31 protein-coding genes are annotated in these 24,097 nt (G+C 60.1%); 3 read left to right on the top strand and 28 right to left on the bottom strand.

Annotated elements, in window-relative coordinates; translation table 11 throughout:
* Positions 1-100: 100 nt before the first annotated feature.
* The 23 genes from DXD16_RS02250 to yqeB form a co-directional block, all read right to left on the bottom strand.
* Positions 101-538, bottom strand: coding sequence for an arginine repressor (locus tag DXD16_RS02250; RefSeq protein WP_006235280.1), 438 nt, complete (start codon positions 536-538; stop codon positions 101-103).
* 132 nt (positions 539-670) lie between these two features.
* Positions 671-1,669, bottom strand: coding sequence for a glycosyltransferase (locus tag DXD16_RS02255; protein WP_147326440.1), 999 nt, complete (start codon positions 1,667-1,669; stop codon positions 671-673).
* A 203-nt stretch (positions 1,670-1,872) separates the two neighbouring features.
* Positions 1,873-2,697 carry a tRNA pseudouridine(38-40) synthase TruA gene (gene truA / locus DXD16_RS02260; RefSeq protein ID WP_117654999.1) on the bottom strand — a complete coding sequence of 275 codons (825 nt, stop codon included), beginning with the start codon at positions 2,695-2,697 and terminating at the stop codon, positions 1,873-1,875.
* Between the two features lie 91 nt (positions 2,698-2,788).
* Positions 2,789-3,271: a 50S ribosomal protein L17 gene (gene rplQ / locus DXD16_RS02265; RefSeq protein WP_089573564.1), complete on the bottom strand. Its 483-nt coding sequence runs from the start codon at positions 3,269-3,271 to the stop codon at positions 2,789-2,791.
* Positions 3,272-3,301: 30 nt separating this feature from the next.
* The gene (locus DXD16_RS02270; RefSeq protein ID WP_006235276.1) at positions 3,302-4,243 is read right to left on the bottom strand and encodes a DNA-directed RNA polymerase subunit alpha; all 942 of its coding nucleotides are present in this window, start codon (positions 4,241-4,243) and stop codon (positions 3,302-3,304) included.
* Between the two features lie 32 nt (positions 4,244-4,275).
* Positions 4,276-4,872: a 30S ribosomal protein S4 gene (rpsD, locus tag DXD16_RS02275; protein WP_006235275.1), complete on the bottom strand. Its 597-nt coding sequence runs from the start codon at positions 4,870-4,872 to the stop codon at positions 4,276-4,278.
* 19 nt (positions 4,873-4,891) lie between these two features.
* Positions 4,892-5,296, bottom strand: a complete 405-nt coding sequence (gene rpsK, locus DXD16_RS02280; RefSeq protein WP_006235274.1) for a 30S ribosomal protein S11 — start codon at positions 5,294-5,296, stop codon at positions 4,892-4,894.
* A gap of 14 nt (positions 5,297-5,310) precedes the next feature.
* Complete coding sequence (rpsM, locus tag DXD16_RS02285) at positions 5,311-5,685, bottom strand: 30S ribosomal protein S13 (RefSeq protein WP_022094275.1); 375 nt, start codon at positions 5,683-5,685, stop codon at positions 5,311-5,313.
* Between the two features lie 14 nt (positions 5,686-5,699).
* Entirely contained in the window at positions 5,700-5,813 is a 114-nt protein-coding gene (gene rpmJ / locus DXD16_RS02290) for a 50S ribosomal protein L36 (protein WP_006363204.1), read from the bottom strand.
* A 150-nt stretch (positions 5,814-5,963) separates the two neighbouring features.
* Entirely contained in the window at positions 5,964-6,182 is a 219-nt protein-coding gene (gene infA, locus DXD16_RS02295; protein WP_035137443.1) for a translation initiation factor IF-1, read from the bottom strand.
* A 148-nt stretch (positions 6,183-6,330) separates the two neighbouring features.
* A complete protein-coding gene (gene map, locus DXD16_RS02300; protein ID WP_006235270.1) occupies positions 6,331-7,119 on the bottom strand; it encodes a type I methionyl aminopeptidase in 789 nt (262 codons plus the stop codon).
* Entirely contained in the window at positions 7,116-7,742 is a 627-nt protein-coding gene (locus DXD16_RS02305; protein ID WP_055252238.1) for an adenylate kinase, read from the bottom strand. The genes map and DXD16_RS02305 overlap by 4 nt, the downstream gene beginning before the upstream one ends.
* An 18-nt stretch (positions 7,743-7,760) precedes the next feature.
* Entirely contained in the window at positions 7,761-9,047 is a 1,287-nt protein-coding gene (gene secY / locus DXD16_RS02310; RefSeq protein ID WP_117655000.1) for a preprotein translocase subunit SecY, read from the bottom strand.
* Complete coding sequence (gene rplO / locus DXD16_RS02315) at positions 9,041-9,490, bottom strand: 50S ribosomal protein L15 (RefSeq protein WP_006235267.1); 450 nt, start codon at positions 9,488-9,490, stop codon at positions 9,041-9,043. Before rplO ends, secY begins: the two co-directional genes overlap by 7 nt.
* 3 nt (positions 9,491-9,493) lie before the next feature.
* Entirely contained in the window at positions 9,494-9,676 is a 183-nt protein-coding gene (gene rpmD, locus DXD16_RS02320) for a 50S ribosomal protein L30 (protein ID WP_006235266.1), read from the bottom strand.
* 2 nt (positions 9,677-9,678) lie between these two features.
* Complete coding sequence (gene rpsE / locus DXD16_RS02325; protein ID WP_055252236.1) at positions 9,679-10,203, bottom strand: 30S ribosomal protein S5; 525 nt, start codon at positions 10,201-10,203, stop codon at positions 9,679-9,681.
* Between the two features lie 14 nt (positions 10,204-10,217).
* Entirely contained in the window at positions 10,218-10,586 is a 369-nt protein-coding gene (rplR, locus tag DXD16_RS02330) for a 50S ribosomal protein L18 (protein WP_006235264.1), read from the bottom strand.
* Between the two features lie 75 nt (positions 10,587-10,661).
* Positions 10,662-11,198 carry a 50S ribosomal protein L6 gene (gene rplF / locus DXD16_RS02335; protein ID WP_117564182.1) on the bottom strand — a complete coding sequence of 179 codons (537 nt, stop codon included), beginning with the start codon at positions 11,196-11,198 and terminating at the stop codon, positions 10,662-10,664.
* Positions 11,199-11,231: 33 nt separating this feature from the next.
* Positions 11,232-11,630: a 30S ribosomal protein S8 gene (gene rpsH, locus DXD16_RS02340; RefSeq protein WP_006235262.1), complete on the bottom strand. Its 399-nt coding sequence runs from the start codon at positions 11,628-11,630 to the stop codon at positions 11,232-11,234.
* 119 nt (positions 11,631-11,749) lie between these two features.
* A complete protein-coding gene (locus DXD16_RS02345; protein WP_022094280.1) occupies positions 11,750-11,935 on the bottom strand; it encodes a type Z 30S ribosomal protein S14 in 186 nt (61 codons plus the stop codon).
* Between the two features lie 79 nt (positions 11,936-12,014).
* Entirely contained in the window at positions 12,015-12,572 is a 558-nt protein-coding gene (gene rplE, locus DXD16_RS02350) for a 50S ribosomal protein L5 (RefSeq protein ID WP_006235260.1), read from the bottom strand.
* A 325-nt stretch (positions 12,573-12,897) separates the two neighbouring features.
* Positions 12,898-13,941 carry an XdhC family protein gene (locus tag DXD16_RS02355; protein ID WP_117655001.1) on the bottom strand — a complete coding sequence of 348 codons (1,044 nt, stop codon included), beginning with the start codon at positions 13,939-13,941 and terminating at the stop codon, positions 12,898-12,900.
* A gap of 9 nt (positions 13,942-13,950) precedes the next feature.
* On the bottom strand, positions 13,951-14,745 hold the full coding sequence (gene yqeB / locus DXD16_RS02360; protein WP_117655002.1) for a selenium-dependent molybdenum cofactor biosynthesis protein YqeB: 795 nt from the start codon (positions 14,743-14,745) through the stop codon (positions 13,951-13,953).
* Between the two features lie 102 nt (positions 14,746-14,847).
* On the opposite strand from yqeB, the gene yqeC reads away from it, so the two are divergent.
* Entirely contained in the window at positions 14,848-15,585 is a 738-nt protein-coding gene (gene yqeC / locus DXD16_RS02365; RefSeq protein ID WP_117655003.1) for a selenium cofactor biosynthesis protein YqeC, read from the top strand.
* A 79-nt stretch (positions 15,586-15,664) separates the two neighbouring features.
* Here yqeC and hydA read toward each other — a convergent pair whose 3' ends face one another.
* The 5 genes from hydA to dpaL all read right to left on the bottom strand — a co-directional run bounded on the left by hydA (position 15,665) and on the right by dpaL (position 22,048).
* Complete coding sequence (gene hydA / locus DXD16_RS02370) at positions 15,665-17,032, bottom strand: dihydropyrimidinase (RefSeq protein ID WP_117655004.1); 1,368 nt, start codon at positions 17,030-17,032, stop codon at positions 15,665-15,667.
* A 9-nt stretch (positions 17,033-17,041) separates the two neighbouring features.
* Positions 17,042-17,656, bottom strand: coding sequence for a nucleotidyltransferase family protein (locus tag DXD16_RS02375; protein ID WP_117655005.1), 615 nt, complete (start codon positions 17,654-17,656; stop codon positions 17,042-17,044).
* A gap of 150 nt (positions 17,657-17,806) precedes the next feature.
* Positions 17,807-19,009 carry a knotted carbamoyltransferase YgeW gene (ygeW, locus tag DXD16_RS02380; RefSeq protein WP_055252229.1) on the bottom strand — a complete coding sequence of 401 codons (1,203 nt, stop codon included), beginning with the start codon at positions 19,007-19,009 and terminating at the stop codon, positions 17,807-17,809.
* Between the two features lie 201 nt (positions 19,010-19,210).
* Positions 19,211-20,596, bottom strand: a complete 1,386-nt coding sequence (locus tag DXD16_RS02385) for a YgeY family selenium metabolism-linked hydrolase (protein WP_117655006.1) — start codon at positions 20,594-20,596, stop codon at positions 19,211-19,213.
* A gap of 237 nt (positions 20,597-20,833) precedes the next feature.
* Complete coding sequence (dpaL, locus tag DXD16_RS02390) at positions 20,834-22,048, bottom strand: diaminopropionate ammonia-lyase (protein ID WP_055252227.1); 1,215 nt, start codon at positions 22,046-22,048, stop codon at positions 20,834-20,836.
* Positions 22,049-22,325: 277 nt separating this feature from the next.
* Here dpaL and DXD16_RS02395 point away from each other — a divergent pair, with 277 nt between their 5' ends.
* Together DXD16_RS02395 and DXD16_RS02400 are read left to right on the top strand one after the other, a co-directional pair.
* Positions 22,326-22,979, top strand: coding sequence for a transcriptional regulator (locus DXD16_RS02395; RefSeq protein WP_117583047.1), 654 nt, complete (start codon positions 22,326-22,328; stop codon positions 22,977-22,979).
* 123 nt (positions 22,980-23,102) lie between these two features.
* Positions 23,103-24,089, top strand: a complete 987-nt coding sequence (locus DXD16_RS02400; protein WP_117655007.1) for a hypothetical protein — start codon at positions 23,103-23,105, stop codon at positions 24,087-24,089.
* Positions 24,090-24,097 lie beyond the last annotated feature (8 nt).

Raw genomic sequence — 24,097 nt, forward strand, 5'->3', positions numbered from 1 at the left:
GTCTTTATACCGGCAAACAAAAAGGGGTACCGACCAACGTCGATGCCCCTTACAAGCCACTATGTCAGCGCACACAATGCCGAGCGCACGACCCGCACGCCTACTTGCGAGAATTGCTCAGCTTATTGATCAGCGCCTCGAGGCGCTCGCCGTCCTCGGCCGTCTGGGCAATAACCAAAATCGTATCGTTGCCGGCAAGCGAGCCAAGCACATCGGGCAACTCTGCCGCATCAACGGCGGCGGCGATGCCGGAAGCCGTGCCAGGCTGAGCCTTGATCATAACCAGATTATCGGTACGCAGAACGCCCGTTACGAGCTCGGAAACCATACGCTGCAGGTGCAAGTCCTCTGCCAGAACATAGATGCCCTCAGGGAGCTTACGCAGCCCCATGTCGGCAATATCGCGAGAGACAGTCGCCTGCGTGCAATCAAAGCCCATAGCACGGAGCTCATCAACCAGCACGCGCTGCGTGCGGACATCCTTATTGCGCACAATATCTCTAATGGCATCCTGGCGCCCATTGCGTTTTTTAGCCATACAAACCCTCTCTCCAAAAGATGGCGGGGACAATCAATCAGTGATTGAATAGTTTAACGCTATTTGAAGGCTTTTGTGTATAAGAACGCATTTCGAAACAATTCTATGCAAGTTTGTTTCGTAATGAGCCGTTTAGGCGGTTTTTGCGCCCGTCCGGTTAAGAAAAGCTACCAGATGCGTACACATCACGCAGCGCGCGGGCTTGGCGCTAGCGATCGGCCCAAACAACAGACCCAGTCCCCGATGGTTGTCCTTGAGCGCGGCGACCATCTGACGGGTTCGAGGCGCCTCGAGCATATCACGCATGCGGGCGGAACGCTCGATTGACGACACCCCATGCGGGCTCAGACACAAATTCTCGATGCAGGCGACCAGTCCGACAAAGTAGAACTTTTGGCTTGCCAGCTTGAGCCGACCACCGCTATCTGCTTCCGAGAGTGAGTCCGCAAGCTCGTCGAGCGCTCGGGTGTCATCGGATACCCTGGCATACATGGTGGGATCAAAGGCATCTGTAAGCTTAGGCGCTACCGCGTGGAAACAAGCGTCGCCGCATCCGGAGACACGCTGCGCCAGCGAGAGCGCGCATGCCATAAACCCAACTGTGCGAAACGCCTTGTCGCACAAAAGGCATGCCTCAAACAGCGGACGGCTATACATCACGCCAGAGACTTGAGCAACCAAGCCGCCTAAAATCAACTGAGGCAGCCCGGCCACCATCGATGATTTGCTATCAATGGAAATATGAGTAGCATCCAAGACGCGCGAATGGCGCTCTCGATGTGCATCATAGCGGTCGAGCGACACCGTGGGGAACACTATGTCTGCCGCAGTATCGCACGCGATATCGACCATCTTGGAAAGGGATTGCGGAGCAAACCACTCATCGGCGTTCATGGCGATGATTTGAGAGCCGCGCGAGGCAGCAAAACCGGCACGAAGACACGCGCCGCGCGTCGCGTCCTCGACGTCAATCAAATCAATATGGATGTCCCTGTCGGCAGCAACTTGAAGCGAATGGCGCACACCGGGCGCAGCATCGCGGCAGACAACGACAATCTGCAAATCGTAGAGGTCTTGGTTCTGGATACTCTCGAGCGCACGCATCGCATAGCTGGGCGAACCTTCTACCACAAGGATCACCGAAAGTCGCGGATGCGAGCCACGTCGAACCAAATTATCCGTCCTCTCGACAGCAATGAATCAAACCGTGGTTCATGGTACACCCCGGCAATAAAAGCAATGAGACACCGGTTGCATTGCACGCCAAGAACAGATGTTGCACACGCGCAGCCCACAGATGACAGGTGTCGACGCACGACACGTCGAGCCCTCCCCTAGTCGAGCACGACAAGCTCGGCGGGATCGTAATCCACGCCCATAAACGTAAGGCCGCAGGCAGGAGCCGTGGGGCCCGCAGCGGTGCGGTCGCAAGCATCGATAACCTCGCGCATCCACCCGGGTTCACGGCGATGCATGCCAATCTCGACAAGCGTGCCCACGATCGTACGGACCATCGAATGCAGAAACGCATTGCCCTCGATGGTGAACGTCAGGATGTCCTCGCCAAACGCAACCTCATGGCCAAATTCGGCACGCATCACGCAGCGATGCGTGGGCTTGCCAACGGCCGAAGCAACCTTGCAAAAGCTTTTAAAGTCCTGCTCGCCCAGCAGTGCGGGGCAGGCAGCAGACATAGCCTCAACATCCAAGGGATAGCGATGCCACCACACGGCACCGCGGGACAGCACGGGGCGCGCATCTCGATCGGCAATACGGTACGTATACGTACGGGTGCGCGCGTCAAAACGCGCAGAAAAGCCTTTACGGGCCTTGTAGACCTCGTTTATGGCGATATCTTTGGGCAGAAGGGCATCCATAGCCCGCAGCCACCTACGGCGCGTACAAGCGAGCTCAGCGTCCGTTACGGGCACGCTGATGTACTGAGCCACGGCATGCACGCCGGCATCGGTACGCCCCGCACACGTCAGATCGATCGGGCGGCGAAGCAGCGTCTCGATGGCTCGACGTAGCTCACCCGCAACCGTCGTCTGTCCCGGCTGCTCGGCAAATCCGCTATACGACGAGCCATCATAGGCCACGCGAAATACGAGCGTGGCGTCAAGCTCGGAAATCGAATTGAAATCAGACGGCGCAGTCATGGGCGCTCCCAACAAACAAGCAACGGTATCGCGACAAAAAAGAGGGGTACGCGAACGTACCCCTCGAATATAGCCTATGCAGACGGAATGTCTACTCAGCGGTCTCCTCAGCAGGAGCCTCCTCGGCAGCGGTCTCCTCGACAGCCTCGACCTTCTTGGGAGCAGCGGCCTTCTTGGGGGCCGGAGCAGCCTTTTTGGCCTTAGGCGTGCAAGGCTCGGTGACGAGCTCCATGATAACGATGGGAGCGTTGTCGCCCTTACGGTTACCGAGCTTCATGATGCGGGTGTAACCGCCGTTGCGGTCCTGCCACATGCCCTGAGCAGCCTTGTCGAAAATCTCGGCAACGAGCTGCTTATCGCCGAGCTTGGCGATAGCCAGACGACGAGAGTGCAGGTCGCCCTTCTTGGCCCAAGTGATGATCGGATCGACGACCGAACGCAGCGCCTTAGCGCGGGTCTCGGTGGTCTTGATGCGGTCGTTCTCGAAGAGGGCCTTAGCAAGGCTCTTCTTCATGGCCTTGGTGTGGCTCGCATCGGTGCCGAGCTTAAGGCCCTTCTTAACGTTGTGACGCATGGTCTAGTTTCTCCTCAAATATGCGAAGCATTAAGCCTTCAGGCTCAGGCCCATGGACTCAAGCTTGTCCTTCACTTCCTCGATCGACTTAACACCGAAATTACGGATGTTGAGCAGATCGTTCTCCGAGAACTCAACGAGCTGACGGACCGAGTGAATGCTGGCGCGCTTAAGGCAGTTGTAGGAACGGACGGAAAGGTCCAGATCCTCGATCTGCTTGTCCAGCTCGGCGTTGTCGTTGGTGACCTCGGGAGCGAAGATCGAAGCCTCCTCCTCGACCTCGGGGGTCTCGGCAAGGTTCATAAAGGCGGCCATATGCTGGTTGATGATATTGGCAGCCTGGACCACGGCGTCGCGCGGGGCGATGGAGCCGTTGGTCTCGATCTCGAGGACAAGGCGGTCGTAGTCGGTATGCTGACCGACACGGCAAGCCTCAACGAGCTTGGCGCAACGGGAAACCGGCGAGTACAGCGAGTCGACATGGATCACACCGATGGGATCGTTGTCGCGCTTGTTGGCCTCGCCAGAAACATAGCCGCGGCCATAGCCGATGCGCATGCTCATGGTGAGATGGCCACCCTCGGTGAGCGTAGCGATGTGCTGCTCGGGGTTGACCAGCTCAAACTCGGACGGAATAAAGAAGTCCGCACCGGTGACCTCGCAGGGGCCGTCAACCGAGATGGTGGCAGTCGCCTCGTCGGTCGTGCCGAGAGCCCTGAAGACAAGACCCTTGACATTCAGGACGATGTCGGTGACATCCTCGACCATGTTAGGGATGGTCATGAACTCGTGCTGCGCACCATCGATCTGAATAGCCTCGACGGCGGCACCCTCGAGCGAGGACAGAAGAACGCGACGAAGGGAGTTACCCAGCGTATCGCCGTAGCCACGCTCGAGCGGCTCGACGGAGACACGAGCAGACGTCTCGTTGATCTCTTCGACCTGAACCTGAGGCCTAATGAATTCTGACATGTATTACCTCCAGCCTCAGCAGCCCGGATGGACTACTTAGAGTAGAGCTCGACGATGAGCTGCTCGTTGATATCACCGCTGATCTGCTCACGCGTCGGCAGAGCGAGCACGTTACCAGACAGCTTCTCGATATCGACCTCGAGCCAGCCAGGGACCTCAAAGCGCTCGGAGGAAATCAGAGCCTCCTTGATGGGGAGGAGGTCACGGAACTTCTCGCCGACTGCGACGACGTCGCCGGCCTTGACGCGGTAGGACGGAATATCCACGCGCTTGCCGTTCACGGTGAAGTGACCGTGACGGACGGACTGACGAGCCTCTTTGCGGGTGCGGGCGAAGCCAAGACGGAAGACGACGTTGTCAAGGCGAGACTCAAGGATGATCATGAGGTTCTCACCGGTGACGCCGTTCATCTTACGGGCCTTGTTGAAGTAGCCGTGGAACTGCTTCTCCAGAACGCCATAGATGAACTTGACCTTCTGCTTCTCGCGCAGCTGCATGCCGTACTCAGATTCCTTGCGACGGCGCTTGGGCTGACGGATAGATTCCTTCTTGCTGCTGTAACCGAGCTCAGCGGGATCGATCCCGAGCTGACGGCAGCGCTTAAGAACAGGAGTCCTGTCGATTGCCATATTGATACGATCCTTTCAGTTACACGCGGCGACGCTTCTTGGGGCGGCAGCCGTTGTGCGGAATGGGGGTCTTGTCCTGGATGCTCGAGACCTCGAGGCCAGCAGCCTGGAGGGAGCGGATGGCGGTCTCACGACCGGAGCCGGGGCCCTTGACGAAGACGGAAACCTTCTTCATACCGTGCTCCATGGCCTGCTTGGCAGCAGCCTCGGCAGCCATCTGGGCAGCGAACGGCGTGGACTTACGGGAGCCCTTGAAGCCCACCTGGCCAGCCGACTTCCAGGAAATGACGTTGCCCTGGGGATCGGTGATCGAAACGATCGTGTTGTTGAACGTAGAACGGATGTGAGCCTGGCCCACGGAAATGTTCTTACGGTCCGCGCGCTTCAGACGGGCAGCGCGAACGTTCTTCTTAGCAGTAGCCATCTATCTAGCGCTCCTTATTTCTTCTTCTTAGCACCGATCTGACGCTTCGGGCCCTTGCGGGTACGAGCGTTAGTGTGGGTGCGCTGGCCGCGGACCGGGAGGCCCTTGCGGTGACGAAGGCCGCGGTTGCAGCCGATGTCCATAAGGCGCTTGACGTTCTGGTTGCGCTCACGGCGGAGGTCGCCCTCAACCATGATCTGGTTCTTATCGATATAATCACGGATGGCGTTAACCTCATCCTCGGTGAGGTCCTTAACGCGCGTATCCACGTTAACGTTGCACTCGACGCAGATCTTCGTCGCAGTGGTGCGGCCGATGCCGTAAATGTAGGTCAGACCGATCTCAACGCGCTTCTCACGCGGGAGGTCGACACCATTAATACGGGCCAACGTAGTCTCCTCTCTTAACCCTGACGCTGCTTATGACGGGGGTTCTCGCAAATGACGAGGACCTTGCCATGGCGCCTAATGATTTTGCACTTATCGCACATCTTCTTGACCGAAGGACGTACCTTCATCGTTCTTCCTTTCGGTAGCGCTCAAACTACTTCCCTACTATCTACTCGCCCAGCCGCAGGCGTTTAAAACTATGGCTGGTCTTCACACACAATCCGACCGTAGGTTGAGCTAAGCCTGCAGTCGGAAATGGAGTGCGCGTATGCGTGCCGCTATTTGTAGCGATAGGTGATGCGGCCGCGGGTCAGGTCGTACGGGGAAAGCTCCACGACAACCCTGTCACCGGGGAGAATACGGATGTAATTCATTCGGATCTTGCCAGAAATGTTGCACAGAACCGAATGACCGTTCTCGAGCTCGACCTTAAACATGGCATTGGGCAGCGGTTCCTTTACCGTACCCTCGAGCTCAATTGCGTCTTCCTTCTTCACAAGCAATCATCTTTCTCTAGAAAACGACAGCGATTGAGTATTCTACAATACGCATGCACGTATCGTAATATCTTCGTAATGGCTCCACAACTAAGCGGAACTTGTTACTTTACAGAAATGTAGATGCCGACGTATTTGAACTGGACCCCTACATTTCACCGCCCTGCAAGGAACACCAAGCACCTTGGGCATCCGTGGTGAGAATCACCGGGCCGTCATTGGTAATGGCGACGGTGTTCTCGTAGTGCGCGGCGGGCAGGTGGTCGTTGGTCGTGACGATCCAACCGTCGGAGCCCGTGCTCACATGGTTGGAACCCATCGTAACCATCGGCTCGATGGCAATGACCATGCCGGCCTGGAGGCGAACGCCCCTCCCCTTCTTTCCATAGTTAGGAACGTTGGGGTCCTCGTGCATCACGCGGCCAATGCCATGGCCCACATAGTCACGAAGCACGCCGTAACCGTGAGACTCGGCGAGGGACTGAACGGCGTAACCAACATCCCCGATATGGTTACCGGGAACAGCCTGCTCGATGGCAGCCTTAAGGCAATCGCGCGTGACCTCGCACAGGGCCTTGGCCTCGGGCGTGGGTGTGCCGACAAAAAACGTCCAAGCGTTATCGCCAACCCAACCGTCAACGACAGCTCCCGTATCGATGGAGATGATATCGCCATCGCGCAGGATCATGTCGGGGTTGGGAATACCGTGGACCACGGCATCGTTAATCGATGCGCAAATGGTACCGGGGAACCCGCCGTAACCCTTAAAGGCCGGGGTGCCGCCATGCATACGGATAATCTGCTCCGCGAGCTGATCGAGCTCAAAGGTCGAAACACCAGGGCGCACCATGGCTCCAACGTGGCGGAGCGCCATCTTAGATAGCGCTCCTGCCTTCTTCATCTGCTCGATTTGCGTTGCAGACTTAATCTTGATCATAGACCGAGAGCCTCTTTGACATCCCCGTACACGGTCTCGCGAGCCTGGTCACCGTTGACCGACTTGAGCAGACCCTGGCCACGATAGTAGTCGACGAGCGGGCTCGTGGACTTCTCGTAGACGTCGAGACGGTTCTTGATGGTCTCGGGCTTGTCGTCGTCGCGCTGATACATCTCGCCGGCGCACTTGGGGCAGGTGGCATCGGCAGCAGTGCCGGTGTAACCGCAGGCGCGGCAGGTGCGACGCGAAGACAGACGATCGATGATGACCTCGGGGGCCACATCGACCAGAAGGGCGCAATCGATCTCGCGACCCATGGCGGAGAGCTCGGAATCGAGCGTCACAGCCTGGGCGGTGTTGCGCGGGAAGCCGTCGAGAATGAAGCCCTGCTGGGCGTCATCGGCGGCAAGGCGCTCCTTGACAAGGTCGATCACGAGCTGGTCGGGAACGAGCTCGCCAGCGTCCATGTACTTCTTAGCCTGAATACCAAGCTCGGTGCCGCCCTTGACGGCAGCACGCAGCAGGTCGCCCGTGGAAATGTGGGCGACGCCAAACTCGGCGACGAGCTCCTGTGCGACGGTGCCCTTACCGGCACCCGGAGCTCCGAGCAATACGAGGTTCATGAGCAATCCTCCTCTAGCCTATTTAAAGAATCCATCGTAATCATACATCTTGATCTGGCCTTCGAGCTTATCGACCGTGTCGAGCACGACGCCGACCATGATGAGGATGGACGTTCCGCCAAAAGCCTGGATTAGATGGTTACCCGTGAAGGAGAAGATGATCGAAGGCACGATGGCGATGAGCGCCAAAAAGACAGCGCTGGGAAGCGTGATCTTGTTGAGCGCGTTCTTGATGTAGGCCGCGGTAGCCCTACCCGGACGCACGCCCGGAATAAAGCCGCCCTGCTTCTTAAGGTTGTCGGCCGTGTCATCGGGATTGAACACCATGGAGATGTAGAAGTACGCGAAGAACACGATGAGGACAACGTTAAGCACCCAGTTGAGCCAACCGGTCGAAAGCGCGGAGGCAACTGCCTGAATCCAGCCGATGCCGGGGAAGAACACGGCAATCTGAGCCGGGAAGTACAGCAGCGCCGAAGCGAAGATGATCGGCACGACACCCGCGGTGTTGACCTTGATGGGCAGGTAGGTGGTCTGGCCACCCATCATGCGACGGCCAACGACGCGTTTGGCGTAGGAGACCGGGATGCGGCGCTGGCCGCGCTCAAGGAAAACAATCAGCGGAATAACCAGCAGGATGATGGCGCAGATGATCACCATGGTGATGATGCCACCGGCATTGCCCTCGGTGCTGGAGAAGATCGCCTGCGGCAGACCGGCCATGATGTTCGCAAAGATGATCAGCGACATGCCATTGCCGATACCGCGCTGGGTGATGAGCTCACCAATCCACATAATCAGCATGGCGCCCGCGGTGAGCGTGCCGACGATCATGAGGTCGAAGATGATCTCGGGAGCGCCGGCGCCATTGAAGCTGATGCCGAAGCTCTTAAAGAGGAAGAGGTAACCCACGGAGTTGAGGATTGCCAGAGCCAGGGTGAGGTAACGCGAATACTGCGTAATCTTGGTCTGACCGACCTCGCCCTCGCGGGCAAGCTCATGCAGGGAAGGCACAACGGCCTGGAGCATCTGGAGGATGATCGAGCTGGTGATGTAAGGCATGATGCCCAGCGAAAACACCGACACATAGCTCAACGCGCCGCCAGAGAAAAGATTCAGGAGGGCCATAGCACCTGCGGCGACCGAATTGTTATCGGTCGAGAAAAGGCCCAGCATCCCCTGGAAGGGAATGCCGGGCACAGGAACGTGCGCACCAATGCGGTACACGACGAGCATAGCTATGGTAAAAAGAATCTTTTCGCGCAATTCTTTGATGCGGAAAGCATTCTTAAGACCATTTAGCACGGCAGCTCGACCTTTCCGCCGGCGGCCTCGATCTTGGCCTGCGCAGAAGCGCTGACCTTGTCGACCTTGACCGTGAACTTCTTGGTGAGCTCACCATTGCCGAGCACCTTGACGGGCTCGAACTCGCTCTTGGTGATGCGAGCGGCCTTAAGAGCGGCACCGTCGATTACAGCGCCGTCCTCGAACTTACGCTCGAGACGCTCAACGTTAACAGCGGTGTACTCGATACGACGGGGGTTGCGGAAGCCCGGAAGCTTGGGCAGGCGCATAGCCAGCGGAGTCTGGCCGCCCTCGAAGCCGGCACCCTTGGTGCCGCCAGAGCGAGAGCCCTGGCCCTTCTGACCGCGGCCAGAAGTGGTGCCGTGACCCGAAGAATTGCCACGGCCGACGCGCTTGCGGTTCTTGGTGGAACCGGGCGCGGGAGTAAGATCGTGAAGCTGCATTTGCTACTCCTCTACAATCTCGACAAGGTGCTTGACCTTGAAGATCATGCCGCGGACGGACTCGTTGTCAGCAATCTCGCGAACCTCGCGGATCCTGTGGAGACCGAGGGCACGGACAGTACGGACCTGGTCCTGCTTGCAACCGTTGGTGCTGCGGACCTGCTTGATCTTGATGGTGTCAGCCATGCTTAGTTCTCCTTACCGACGAACATCTCGGAGACCGTCAGGCCACGGCGAGCCGCGACGTCCTCAGGGCTGGAGAGCTCCTTGAGGCCCTCGACGGCAGCCTTGATGATGTTGAGGCCGTTGTCGGTACCGAGGGACTTGGACAGGACGTTCTTGATGCCAGCAAGCTCGAAGAGGGGACGCACAGCGCCGCCGGCGATAACGCCGGTACCCTCGACAGCGGGCTTGATGATGATGCGGCCGGCACCAAAGTGGCCGAGAACCTCGTGCGGGATGGTGCCCTGCTCGGTCACCGGCACGTGGAACATGTTCTTCTTGGCATCGAGAGACGCCTTGGAGATGGCCAGGGGCACCTCAGCGGACTTGCCCATGCCAACGCCGACGTTGCCCTTGCCGTCGCCAACGACGACGAGAGCGACGAGGCTCATGCGACGACCACCCTTGACGGTCTTCGACACGCGGTTGATGTAAACGACGCGCTCCTCGAACTCGGAGGCCTCGCGCTGCTGCTTCTGATTACGAGCCATGTGCTACATACCTCCTAGAACTCGAGACCGGCGGCACGAGCACCGTCGGCGAGGGCCTTGACGCGGCCATGGTAGATACGGCCACCGCGATCGAAGGCGACCTTGGTGATGCCGGCCTCGATGGCACGCTTGCCAACGAGCTGACCGACCTTCTCCGCAGCCTCCTTGTTCGAGGTGTGGGTGCCCTTGAACTCGGCCTCGAGGGTCGAGGCAGAGACGAGCGTCAGGCTGGAGCCCTTGCTGTCGTCGATGATCTGGGCATAGATGTTGGCGTTAGTACGGGTCACGCGAAGACGCGGACGCTCGGAAGTACCCGAGACCTTGCCGCGAACACGACGCTGACGACGCTTGAGGCCTTCCAGCTTCGCCTTATGCTTGTTCATACGTAAACTCCTAAAAAGGTTGATCTTGCCAGCACCTGACGGGGTGCTGGTCTTATGCGAGTGAGTCGGTTACGACTACTTGGCGGCCTTACCCAGCTTGCGGCGGATGTGCTCGCCAACGTAGTGGATACCCTTGCCCTTGTAAGGCTCGGGAGGACGATGGCCGCGGATCTCAGCGGCGATCTGACCGACCTGCTGCTTGTTGATACCCTTGACGTTCACGTGGGTGTTGTCGGGAACCTCGAAGGTGATGCCCTCGGGAGCCTCGACGATCACGGGGTGCGAGAAGCCCAGGGAGAACTCGAGGTTCTTGCCCTTCTGCTGCACGCGGTAACCGACGCCGGCGAGCTCGAGCTTCTTCTCGAAGCCCTCGGAAACGCCAACAACCATGTTGTGGATGAGGGCACGGGTGAGGCCGTGGCGGGCACGGGTCTCACGCTCGTCGTCGGGACGGGAAACGGTGAGGACGTTGTCCTCGATGTTGATAGCGAGCTTCTCAAAGACATCGAGCTCGAGCTGGCCCTTGGGGCCCTTGACGACAACGTTGTTGCCGTTGACTGCCACTTCGACTCCGGCGGGAATCTGGACAGGCTTATTACCGATACGAGACACGGTGATCTCCTTTCCTTCTACCTACCGAGCGAATTACCAGACGTAAGCGATGATCTCGCCGCCGACGTTGTGCTTGCGAGCATCGCGGTCGGTCATGACGCCATGGCTGGTGGAAATAATGGCGGTACCAAGGCCACCGCGGACGCGGGGCATGTCGGCAACGCCGGTGTACTTACGCAGGCCCGGCTTGGAAATGCGGCGGATGCCGTTGATGACCTTAGCCTTCTTGGGACCATACTTAAGCGTGATGTGCAGAGTCTTCTGGGGAACGGTGTCCTCGACATCGTAGCCCTCGATGTAGCCCTCCTCGTGCAGAACACGAGCGATCTCGACGAGCTTCTTGCTGCTCGGCATGGAGACCGTGGCCTTGTTCACAGAGTTAGCGTTACGGATGCGCGTAAGCATATCTGCGATCGGGTCTGTAAGGTTCATACAGATTCTCCTTCGTTCTTGATGAACACGTGCTCTTGGTTCTTCGCCGCCCTTAACGGCAAAGCCTAACTAGCGCGTTTTCCCTGTTCCAAACGGATGCTTGAAACGCTGGTAGTGACTTACCAGCTGGCCTTCTTAACGCCGGGAAGCTCGCCCTTGAGTGCAAGCTCGCGGAAGCAGACACGGCACAGGCCGAACTTGCGGTACACAGAGTGCGGACGGCCGCAGCGCTGGCAGCGCGTGTACTCACGAGTAGAGAACTTCTGCTTGCGATTGCACTTGACGATCATCGATGTCTTAGCCACTTATATCCTCCTCACATAGAGTATTGTTCGCCCCAAGCGCCGCCCCCTTCTGGGAACGGCGCTCATAGGGCAGGTGAACCTATTTCTTGAACGGGAAACCGAAGGCGTCCAGAAGGGCCTTGGCCTCCTCATCGGTATTGGCGGTGGTCACGAAAGTGATGTCCATACCACGCTGGTGATCGACGGAGTCGAAGTCAATCTCGGGGAAGATGAGCTGCTCGGTGACGCCCATGGAGAAGTTACCACGGCCGTCGAAGCTCTTGGCGGAGATGCCGCGGAAGTCGCGGATACGGGGGATTGCGACAGAGGTCAGACGATCGAAGAACTCCCACATACGGTCGCCACGCAGGGTAACCTTGCAGCCGATCGGCATACCAGCGCGCAGGCGGAAGGTAGCGATGGACTTGCGGGCACGGGTGATCATCGGCTGCTGGCCGGTGATGGCGCGCAGGTCGCGCACGGCACCGTCGATGGCCTTGGAATCGGTAGCGGCCTCGCCGACACCCATGTTCACGACGATCTTCTCAAACTTGGGAATCATCATGACGTTCTCGTACTGGAACTTGTCCTGAAGCTGCTGCTTGACCTCGTTGTTGTACTTGGTCTTCAGACGCGGCACATACTTCTCTTCTGCCATTGTTCACTCCTTCTTGGGGTTTTAAGCACGGGGCGTGGCCACGATGGGTTGTCCTCGTGCCTCCTGGCTGCATCCGCGCCGCTCATGGCATTACGCGGTTTGGACTCGACACAGCAGGAGCCGACAAAACAATCGGTACTATACGCGCATCGGGAGCGTTTTTCCAGAAAAACCTCGTCTGCCTGCACAACTCCACAACTCCCCCGCACAAACCGATCCGCATGCGACGGAGGAAAATGGCAGTTGCGGTGAAATAGGGACTGTTTGACGGCTTAACTGGCTTAAACAGCCCGCATTTCACCGCAACTTATTGATGGGGATGCGACTAGCGCTTGCGGGGGACGAGTTTGGTGCGGCGCAGGTGGATCATCTCGGCGGCGATAGAGATGGCGATCTCCTCGGGGTCCTCGGCCTGAATGGCAACGCCGATCGGCAGGTGCAGCTCGTCGATCTGGTCCTGCGTAAAGCCCTCCTGCTCCAGGCGGGCGCGCACAAAGGCCGTCTTGCGGCGCGAGCCCAGGCAGCCCAGGTAGGCGGGCTTGGCGCGCATGGCCTGGATTACCACGTCGATATCGGACTTGTGGCCTGCTGTGGCCACAACCACCAAGTCGCGCGGACCGATGGGGCACAGCTCGCTCAGGTTCTTGTAGTCGACCAGACGACGGTCGTAGACACCGGGCACCCATTCGGGGGTCAGCGTGCCGGGGCGGTCGTCGCAGGCCACGACGGCAAAACCCGCCGCCGTGAGCACCCGCGCCGTCGCAGCGCCCACGTGGCCGCAGCCAAAGATATAGGTCAGGCCCTCGGGGCAGAGCGTCTCGACGTGCGCCACGGGAATCTCGGAGGCCGCGTTGGTGTAGCTGACCTTACTCCCCTCCTCCACCAGCGAAAGCCCGGGGCAGCCCGCAATGGTGCGGCGCGATTCCTCGCCATGGTACTCGGCCACATCGCCCTCGAGCGCGCTCGCGACAAACGGCTCAAAGTCGATGACGAAGTCGCCGATGCGTCGATAGGCCAAGACGTCGGCAATTTCCTGGAACAACGGTACCTGGGTCGCATCCAGATGCAGGTAGCACAAGCAGATGGCTCCGCCGCAGATCATGCCGGTATCGGAGTTCTCGCCGCCCATAGTGTAGCGGACCAGACGCGACTGTCCCGCGCTCAGGAGCTCGCGCGCCTCATCCAGCGCAAAGAGTTCAATCTTGCCACCGCCGATAGTGCCCGCCTGGCTGCCATCGGCAAAGACGGCCATCCAGGCGCCCACGCCGCGCGGCGACGACCCCGCTGTGCCGGCCACTACCACCAGTTCGCACGTCTCACCAGCACGCAAGGCGGCAAGCGCCGCATTCACAACATCGAGCTTTTCCATTGCCGCCTTCTATCCTCTAAAGACACCGGTGAGCATAGCGAGTGCCTCGAGCACGCCGCCGCCGACCGACGTCGCTTTGTCCGAAATGTAGTTGATATAGCTGGCATCGCCGCGTGGATCGACATCGGCGCATTTAAAGCCCTCAGTCACCTGCACGCCGTTCGCCAAAAGCCCGCGCAGACAGCCATCGATCTGCGTGCACATGGGCGTATCGCCCGCGTAGCCAATCACGTCTCCGGCGCTCACGATGTCGCCGATTGCGCGGTCGGACCGAAACACGCCGGCGGCGGGGCTGTGGATAACACGTTCCTTGCCATAGCCGGCGATAATGCCCGGCACGCCCGTGTTGGGCTGGGGCGAACCTTGGGTAATGACACGGCCCAGGAAATGCCCACGCATGGTCTCGACCACGGCGTCGCAGTCAACCGGCGCGGTAAAGCCCGGCCCCACGGCGATGACGGCAGGCGCCATGTCGCGCGTGGTGCCCAAGTTGCGCTTAGCCAAAATCGCGTCGACCACAGCAGCGGGTTTAAGCTCATCGAGCATCTTGGCCTGAGGGTCCACCACAACGGCGACGTCTCCAGCCTCGGTAATCTCAAGCGCCTCAGCCGGCGTCTGTGCCAAGCGAGCGCGAATGCCTTCGACCTCGACCTCGCCCAGGTGAATGGCCTCGCAAAAACAGATTGTGCGGCGGATGCACGTGGGAACCGCGATATCGGCCATAACGACCGAAACGCCGGCGCGCACCAAGCGAGCGGCGACGCCCGTGGCGATATCGCCGGCGCCGCGAACATAAACGAGCATTCCCGGGGCACCTCCCTGTGCTACGGTTTGAGCAGAGCAAAAGCGGTTCGGCCGCTACTCTGATGATTATTTATTATCACAGTATTATACGGCGGTGAACCGATGGAAACGACGAGCGGAAACCTTGCCTCCGCGCTCAAGATCGAGCCGGGCATTACCGCAATTATCGGCAGCGGTGGCAAGTCGACCTTGCTAAAGACGCTGGGTCTCGAGCTCATGCGCGCTGGCGGTCGCGTGCTCCTCTGCACCACCACGCACATGTTTCCCGTCGCCGGCGTGCCGTGGGACGGGTCAAACCGTCGCCTGGATGCCGCGCCTTGGAAGCCGGGTGCCGCGCATGCCCCCGGCTGCACCTGCAAGGTATGCGCTGGCATGAGCCGCGGAAGCATCTGCCAGGCGGGTGTTTTGGACCCGGAGACAGGCAAGCTCTCCGCCCCCGCCGAGCCGCCCAACGAGCTGGCGCAGCGCTTTGACTATGTGTTGGCCGAGGCAGATGGCAGCAAGCGACTCCCGCTCAAGGCGCATGCCGCCTGGGAGCCGGTAATTCCCGCCGCCACGGCAAACGTTGTCTGGGTCGTCGGCGCCTCGGGGCTGGGCAAGCCCGTCGCCGAGGTTGTCCACCGCCCCGAGCTCTTCTGCGAGCGCTGCGGCTGCGAGCCTACCGACATCGCCACGCCCGAGCGCGTCGCCCAGGTGCTCAATGCCGAGATGCAGGCGCTGGGACTCAGCACCGCACGCGTCATGCTCAACCAAGCCGACACGCTTGCCGACCCAACAATGGCAGATCGCTTCGAGGCAGCCCTCAACCGCCCCCTCATCGCCACCAGCCTCCAGGGGTAGCAAATTTGGGACGGGGCTCTTTTTGCTACCCCGTCCCAAAAAATCATCTCCCAAATTAGCTACCCCGGCGGTCTTCCCGTTAGCGGGGCACGTAGCGGCCGGGTTGGGCTCCGGTGGGCTCGCCGTCGCGTGCCGCCAGCACGCCGTTCACAAACACGGCCTTGGCGCGGCCATGTGCCTCAAAGCCCTCGAGCGGCGTGTAGTCCACGGCCTGATGCTGCGTCGCGGCGCTGATCGTCCAACGCGCGCACGGATCCCACACGCACACGTCGGCATCGGCGCCCTCGGCAAGACAGCCCTTGCGCGGATACATGCCAAAAACGCGCGCCGGATTCTCGCTCATCAAGCGGCACAGATCCTCGGGACCCAGCTGTCCCTCAAAGCTCGTGGCAATCGCAACGGGACGATGCTCCACGCCGGGCCCGCCGTTGGGAATCGCGCGGAAATCGTCGCGTCCTCGGTCCTTTTGCCCGTGCAGGTTAAAGCTGCAATGATCGGTCGCAATAGTATCGATCTCGCCAGCCACAAGCGCCTCGCGCAGCGCGGCACGGTCACCGGCATGGCGCAGCGGCGGGCTCATCACGTACTTGGCGCCCGCAAAGCCGTCCTCGCCCTGCTCCAGATAGCAGGTGTCGTCGAGTATCAGATACTGAGGGCATGTCTCGACATAGATGTTCTTCTGCCCGCGCGCTTTGGCAGCGCGAATGGCCTCGAGCCCCAGCTTGGTCGAAAGGTGCACCACGTTGACCGGAGCGTCCCCGGCCAAGTGCGCCAGATACAGCAGGCGGCTCACGGCCTCGGCCTCACACACGTCCGGACGGCTGAGCGCATGGCCCTCGGGCCCGTGGATACCCTGCTCAAACACGCGCTTCTGCAGCGCGTTGACCAACGTGCCGTTCTCGCAATGCACGCACAGGATACCGCCCACGCGCTTGAGCTCCTCCAGCACCTCGAGCGTCTCGGCATCGTCCAGGCGCAGATGGTCGTAGGCAAAGTAGGTCTTAAACGACGACACGCCCGCCTCGCGCATGGCCGAAAGATCGGCGCGGTTGCGCTCATTCCACTCGGCAAGCGCCATATGGAAGGCATAGTTGGCGGTGCAGGTGCCGTCGGCGCGATGATGCCACTCGACCAAGGCATCGGGCATGGTCACGCCGCGATCGGCCGTCGCGTAGTCCACAATGGTCGTCGTGCCGCCGCAGGCAGCCGCGCGCGTGCCGGTCTCAAAGCTATCGGCTGTCCAATCCATGCCGGTCCAGCACTGCATGTGCGTGTGCCCATCGATAAAGCCCGGGAACACCCAGCAGCCCGCAGCATCCTCGACGGTATCGCCCTCGGCCGGCTCAATCGCCGCGGCAATCCGTACGATCTTATCGCCATCCATGGCAAGATCGGCGCGGCGAAGCCCCTGGGGCGTCACGAGTGCGCCGTTTTTGATGATGATCATAATTGCTCCTTATTGATTGATGCAGTTGGCCACGCGATCAAAATACGAGCAGGCGGCGATATGCTCCGTTATGCGTCGCTGTCCCTTGACGGTATCGACGTCCCACAGCTCGTAGGCACGCGCCTCGACCAGCACCACGTCGGTACGGTCCTTGAGAATCGAACCGCCGCCGTCCTTACCCTCAAGACACATAAGTGCATCGAACAGTTCCGCCGGAAAGAGCACCGGGCTCGAAGGCTCACCGTTGCACGCAAGACGCACCGGATACTTGCGGCCACGCTCATCAAACGCGCGAACCATGGCCTCAAAAGAATCCGAACTCACGAGCGGCTGGTCGCCCGGCAAAAAGAGGCAGCCTTTCCAGTTGCGATCGACCCCCCACGAAAGGCCCGCACGGACGCTTTCGCTCCTGAGCTTGCCATCGTGCAGCACATACGGGCAATGCTTGTCCTCGCAAATCTGGGCGACCTCGGGCCAACGCGTCGAAACCACAACGTCAAAGCCCCGGGGAACCGAATCGATGGTCCGGGCAATCAGCGGCTCGCCATAGATATCGGCAAGCATCTTGTTAGAGCCAAACCGCTTGCCCTCGCCCGAAGCCATAATCACGCAACCAAGTTTCATGGTGATACCTCCCCTGAAACCATCGTACCCATAACTCGCGCCGCGGGCATCCACATCGAAGGCGCTTATCCCGCACGCCCGCGATGCAAAAAAGGGGCACCCCGCCGGTTGGCAGAGCGCCCCCTTTACATGGCTTACCTCAACCCGGCTTTAGGCCTGGAACCAACGGGCGGTGTTGCGCTCGTCGAGGGCCTTGAGGGTAGCGGCGGGATCGGCAACCTTCTGCAGGAACATCATGGCTGCGATAGCGTACGGCTTGTAGCTGGCCTCCTTGTACATGCCCACGCGGTGCATGTCGAAGACGTCGGCGTTGACCTCGCCGTGCTCGCAGGAGACACCGGAGATGTCGGCAGGCAGCGGGTGCATAAAGATGGTGTCCTGACCGTTGGCAGTCTTCTCCATGAGCTCGGTCGTGGAGCACCAGTCCTGATGGGTGGCGTTCTGGGCGAGCAGCTCCTTCTCGAGCGCGGCGATGCCGGCGTCGTCGCCCTCGGCGTACAGGTTGGTGCGCTTCTCCATGGCGGCAAACGGAGCCCAGCTCTTGGGAATCACGATGTCGGCGCCCTCGAAGGCCTCGGCCATGGTGTTGACCTGCTTAAAGGTGGTGCCGGACTCGGCGGCATAGCCCTTTGCGCGCTCGACGACCTCGGGCATGAGGTCGTAGCCCTCGGGGTGAGCCAGGGTGACGTCCATGCCAAAGCGGGGCAGCAGGCTGATCAGCGACTGCGGGCAGGACAGCGGCTTGCCGTAAGAGGGCGAATAGGCCCAGGTGACGGCAACCTTCTTGCCCTTGAGGTTCTCAAGGCCGCCAAACTCGTTGATGAGGTAGAGCATGTCGGCAGAGGACTGCGTGGGGTGATCGGAGTCGGACTGCAAGGAGATGAGCGTGGGACGGTGATCCAGAACGCCGTCCTCGTAGGCCTGCTGGACAGACTCGGAGACCTCGGCCATGTAGGCGTCGCCCTTGCCGATGTACATGTCATCGCGGATGCCGATGACGTCGGCCATGAAGGAGATCATAGTAGCGGTCTCGCGGACGGTCTCGCCGTGAGCGATCTGGGACTTCTTCTCGTCCAGGTCCTGCAGCTCAAGGCCGAGCAGGTTGGCGGCCTTAGAGAAGGAGAAACGCGTACGGGTGGAGTTGTCGCGGAACAGGGAGACGGCCAGGCCCGAGTCGAAGATCTTGGACGAAACGTTGTTCTCACGCAGCTCGCGCAGGGCGTCGGCGACGATGTAGAGCGCCTTGAGCTCATCGGTGGTCTTGTCCCAGGTGTGCAGGAAATCGCTGCCGTACATGCCCTTAAAATCGAGGCCGTTCAGCTGCTCGACGAGCTCGGTAAACTTGGCGTCCATGTAAATATCCTTTCCAAAGATGAAACGATTGCAATGAGTAGATGTGCTCCGGCATGCGCGTGTGGCTAGAACATGCAGAGCGCTATGACGAGGACCCGCTACCGTTGAGGAAGCATGGGAGATAACGACTGCGGGCCCCAAGTCAACAGGAGGTGCCGGGGGCATAGGCTGTCCCCGGCTCAACAAAATCGAGGAATGGGACTAGTCGATCTTGTTGTTGGTCAGACCAGCGCGGAACACGGTGGCGTCGCCGTCGGCCTTGCTGGGATCGTAGAGGTTCAGAGCGGCAACATACATGGCGGCAGCGGTGACCAGGTCGTCCTTGTAGGTGACCTCGTTGGGAGCGTGAGCCTGAGACTCGGCACCCGGGCCAAAGCCCACGCAGGGGATGCCGTAGCGGCCCTGGATGGAAACGCAGTTCGTGGAGAAGGTCCACTTGTCGCACAGCGGACGACCGGTGCGCTTGTCCATGCTGGGCTCGCAGCCGATGCGCTCGTCACCGAACATGGCCTTGTGGGCGTCGACGAGGGCCTTGACGTGCGGAGCGGTCTCCTTGTTGATCCACGTGGGGAAGTAAGCCTCGGTCTCGTAGACCTCGCCGGTCCAGGACGGACGGTCGTACATGTACATGGAGACCTTCACGTCGTCGCCGTACTTCTTGGCGGCCGGCAGGTTGCGGATCTCGTCCAGGCAAGACTCCCAGGTCTCACCGGCGGTCATACGACGGTCGATGGAGATGGCGCAGGAATCGGCCACGGCGCAGCGGCTGGGGCTGGTGTAGAAGATCTGGCTGACGGTGCAGGTGCCGCGGCCCAGGAAGCGGGCATCCTCGTAGTGCTCGGGGTTGTACTTGGGATCGAGCATCTTGACGAGGCCCTTGATGTCGGTCGACTCGTCGCAACCGTTGTTGTTGAGGGCGCGGACGTCGGCGATGATGTCGGCCATCTTGTAAATGGCGTTATCGCCGCGGTCGGGAGCGGAGCCGTGGCAGGAGGTGCCGTGAACGTCGACGCGGATCTCCATGCGGCCGCGGTGACCGCGATAGATGCCGCCGTCGGTGGGCTCGGTGGAAATGACGAACTCGGGCTTAATGCCGTCCTTGTTGTAGATGTACTGCCAGCACATGCCGTCGCAGTCCTCTTCCTGGACGGTGCCGACGACCATGATCTTGTAGCCCTCGGGGATGAGGCCCATGTCCTTCATCATCTTGGCAGCGTAGGTAGCAGAAGCCATGCCACCCTCCTGATCGGAGCCGCCGCGGCCGTAGATGATCTCGTCGGTCTCGTAGCCCTCATAGGGATCGGCATCCCAGTTCTCGATGTTGCCGATGCCGACAGTGTCGATGTGGGAATCGATGGCGATGATCTTGTCGCCCTCGCCCATAAAGCCCATGACGTTACCCAAGCCATCGACCTTGACCTCGTCATAGCCAAGGCTCTCCATCTCGGCCTTGATGCAAGCGACAACCTCGCCCTCCTCGCAGGACTCAGAGGGGTGCGAGATCATGGCGCGCAGGAAGCGAGTCATATCAGCACGATGGGACTCCGCAGTAGCCTTAATGGCATCAAAATCGAGTTCTTTAGTCATAACAGTCAACCTTTCTACAAGGGTTTACCTACAGGTAGATATTTCAGATAGATCACTTGTGCCAAGCAGCGTGAGGTCGAGCACCCCACAAGCAAGTAACCATAGGAGGCGGACGGAGGACTTTGCTCCGTCGCGAGTTCCGCACGAGCCGGAGAGCACTTAATGTGCTCTCCGTGCGAGCAGGACTGTCCGAGCAGGGAGTAAAGTCCTCCGGCTGCCTCCGGACAGGTCAGTCTGCTAGCAGGTCGGATACTCGCCCTCCCAGACGATGCGACGGTACTGATCCGGATCGGTGTCGCCCTCGGTGGAGAAGCAGAGCACGGAGCTCGTCTTGTCCAGGCCGATGAGCTCCTTGAGCTCGGCGTACTCGGGGTCGAGCATGAGGGTCTCGACCAGACCGGTGGTCACAGCGCCGGACTCGCCAGAGATGACGCGCGGGTCGCCCTTCTCGGGAGCGCCCAGAGTGCGCATGCCGCGAGCGGTGACCCAGTCGGGGCAGGACACGAAGGCGGTGGTGTGGTTGCGCAGGATATCCCAGCCCAGGATGTTGGGCTCGCCGCAGCACAGGCCGGCCATGATGGAGGGCATGTCGCCGTCCACGATGCGCGGATCGCCGTCGCCGGCGGCAGCGCCCTTGTACAGGCAGGCGGCAGGCGCGCACTCGACCACGACGAAGGTGGGCGGGTTATCGGGATACAGGTTGGTGAAGTAGCCCACCACGGCGCCGGCGAGCGAGCCCACGCCAGCCTGGACAAAGACGTGCGTCGGGCGGTTGATGGCCATCTCGCGCAGCTGCTCGGCAGCCTCGGAAGCCATGGTGCCGTAGCCCTCCATGATCCAGGACGGGATCTTCTCGTAGCCCTCCCAGGCGGTATCCTGAACGATGACGCCGCGCTCGCAGGCGTCGGCCTCGGCGGCGGCCATGCGCACGCACTCGTCGTAGTTGACCTCTTCGATGGTCACCGTGGCGCCCTCGGCGGCGATGTTATCAAAGCGGGGCTTGGTGGAACCCTTGGGCATGTGCACGACGGCCTTCTGGCCCAGCTTGTTGGCAGCCCATGCCACGCCGCGGCCATGGTTGCCGTCGGTGGCAGTAAAGAAGGTGGCCTGGCCAAAGTCCTTGGCAAGCTGATCGGAGGTCAGGTAATCGAAGGTGCACTCGGCAACGTCCTTGCCGGTCTCGTCGGCAATGTAGTTGGCCATGGCAAACGAACCGCCCAGGACCTTAAAGGCGTTGAGGCCAAAGCGATAGCTCTCGTCCTTAACGCACAGGTTGGAAAGGCCCAGGCGCGCAGCCTGACCATCCAGGCGGGCAAGCGGAGTGACGGTGTACTGAGGGAACGACTGGTGGAAGGCGCGGGCCTTCTTCACGTGGTCGAGGCTCATGATTCCCAAGTGCTTGTCATCGCTCTTGGGCATCGTGTTGCCCGCCCACTGGATCTTATCGGCCATACGGTGAACTCCTTAAGTCCTCTCTTGCCGGCCCCCGCATACGCGTTTCAGCCCATTCCCATTCATGCGACTGAACTTTTATGTGGATGCCAAACAAAAAGTTTGTTAGCACTGTTCTATCACACTTTTTGATTGGTAAACCTAACAAATTGTTTGTTGCCGTAATCGGTACCTTTTCGCCGACGAACGGTCACATAACGCAGCGACGCTTTCGTTATTTGCGAACAAGTGTGGTTTATGGCAAAGTGTGCCCAAACTAATTTTTAGGAAGGCACCCATGACCCCCGCACAGATTGAGTTTTATAAGCGCCTTGCACACGGCCTGGCGCTCCAATTTGGCCCCAACTGCGAAGTCGTCGTCCACGATCTGGAGACCGAGGACGTGGACCACTCCATCGTAGTGATCGAAAACGGCCACGTCAGCGGGCGCAAACTGGGTGACGGCCCCAGCCATATTGTGTTTGAGTCCATGCACGAGGGCACCACCGACGTGCACGACCGCGAGCCATACCTCACCAAAACCACCGACGGCAAGCTGCTCAAGTCCTCGACCATCTTTATCCGCAACGACGAGGGCAAGCCCGTCGGCATTTTGGGCATTAACTTTGACATTACGCTTATGAAGGCTTTTGAGCGTTCGCTCGACGCCTTTACCGGCACCGGCGGCACGGGCTACACCGAGCCCGAGCCCATTACCAAGAACATCGGCGACCTGCTCGAGGACCTGCTGCACGAGTGCGAGCAGTTTGTGGGCAAGCCCGCGGCGCTCATGACCAAAGACGAGCGCATTCGTGCCATTGGCTACCTCGACCGTCGCGGCGCCTTCCTCATTTCCAAGTCGAGCGAGCGCGCCTGCGAGTTCTTTGGCATCTCCAAGTACAGCTTCTATAGCTACCTCAATGAGGCCAAGGCGGCGGCCGACGACAAGTAGGCACTCGCCCAGATTGCCCCTCCCCTTTTGGGCGCGAGTTCTGGAGAGCATGAATCCAAGACCGAGCCGCTTGGAAAGTTCCATATAATCGATGTCATTAGTATTTCGAAAGGGTGGAACAGAATGGCGTTGAGCAAGGCATCATGCACCGGTCGCGGATTGATTCCGGCAATTGGTGGACATGTGCACCGCATGTTCGATGAGGGTGAAGACGACCTGTTTTCGCTGAGCCTTGACGACGTGATGGATGATCGCCCGTGGACCGCCGACGAACTCATGGGCGGTGGGGTTCGCCCGTCAAGCCCCAATTCCGCACTTGCGCCTAAGCCCGCATCTGCGCCGACTCCTGCGCAGCCGCCTGTTTCGACGCCCGCGTCTACGCCCGCACCCATTTCGGCGCCCACGCCCACTCCCCGCCCCGCAAGCGACCCGTCCGAGACGGCGGCATTTCTCGCTGCGGCGACGCGGAACAAATCGGCCGACAGCACCGTTATGTACAGCGCCCAGCAGTTGCCTGTTCCTGCGGCACGCAAGTCTCCGGTCACAAGGCTCGATGAGCCCGTTGCCCATCAGGTTGCCTACGATTCCTGGGCTGCAGCCGATCTGGATGAGACCTCTACCGGCATGCCGGCGCTCGACGTTCCAGTTAACCCGCTTTTTGCCGCCAACACGAGCGCCGCGGACTATGAGGGCGGTGCGGCATATTCCGATTATTCCGATGGCTATGCTGGCACCGATCGCATCGAGACCGAGGATTATGGCACCGCATCGAGCGATTATCTCAACGATCCGTACGCTGCCACGCCTGCACCGGAATATGACCCGGAGGCCGCGTCCGCGCCGGCGTATACCAAAAGCACGGGCGAAGAGCGCTTCGCCGATTATTACGCCGAGGAAAAGGCACTGCATTTCTCGGAATTTCCGCAGGCAGTCAAGGTTGCCTTTATCGCCATTGTCATTGCCCTGCTCGGCGTCATTGCGTTTGAGGGATTCCGTCTGTTCTCCGGCCCCACCCAAGCGGAGTCGGAGACCCAGCAAAAAGAGAACGATGACGAGTACCTGGACATCAACACCCTCAAGGGCGACCCCAACGACGGAGACGACGAGTAGCGAGGGTT

The sequence above is a fragment of the Collinsella sp. TF11-5AC genome, assembly GCF_003436775.1.
GTDB lineage: Bacteria > Actinomycetota > Coriobacteriia > Coriobacteriales > Coriobacteriaceae > Collinsella.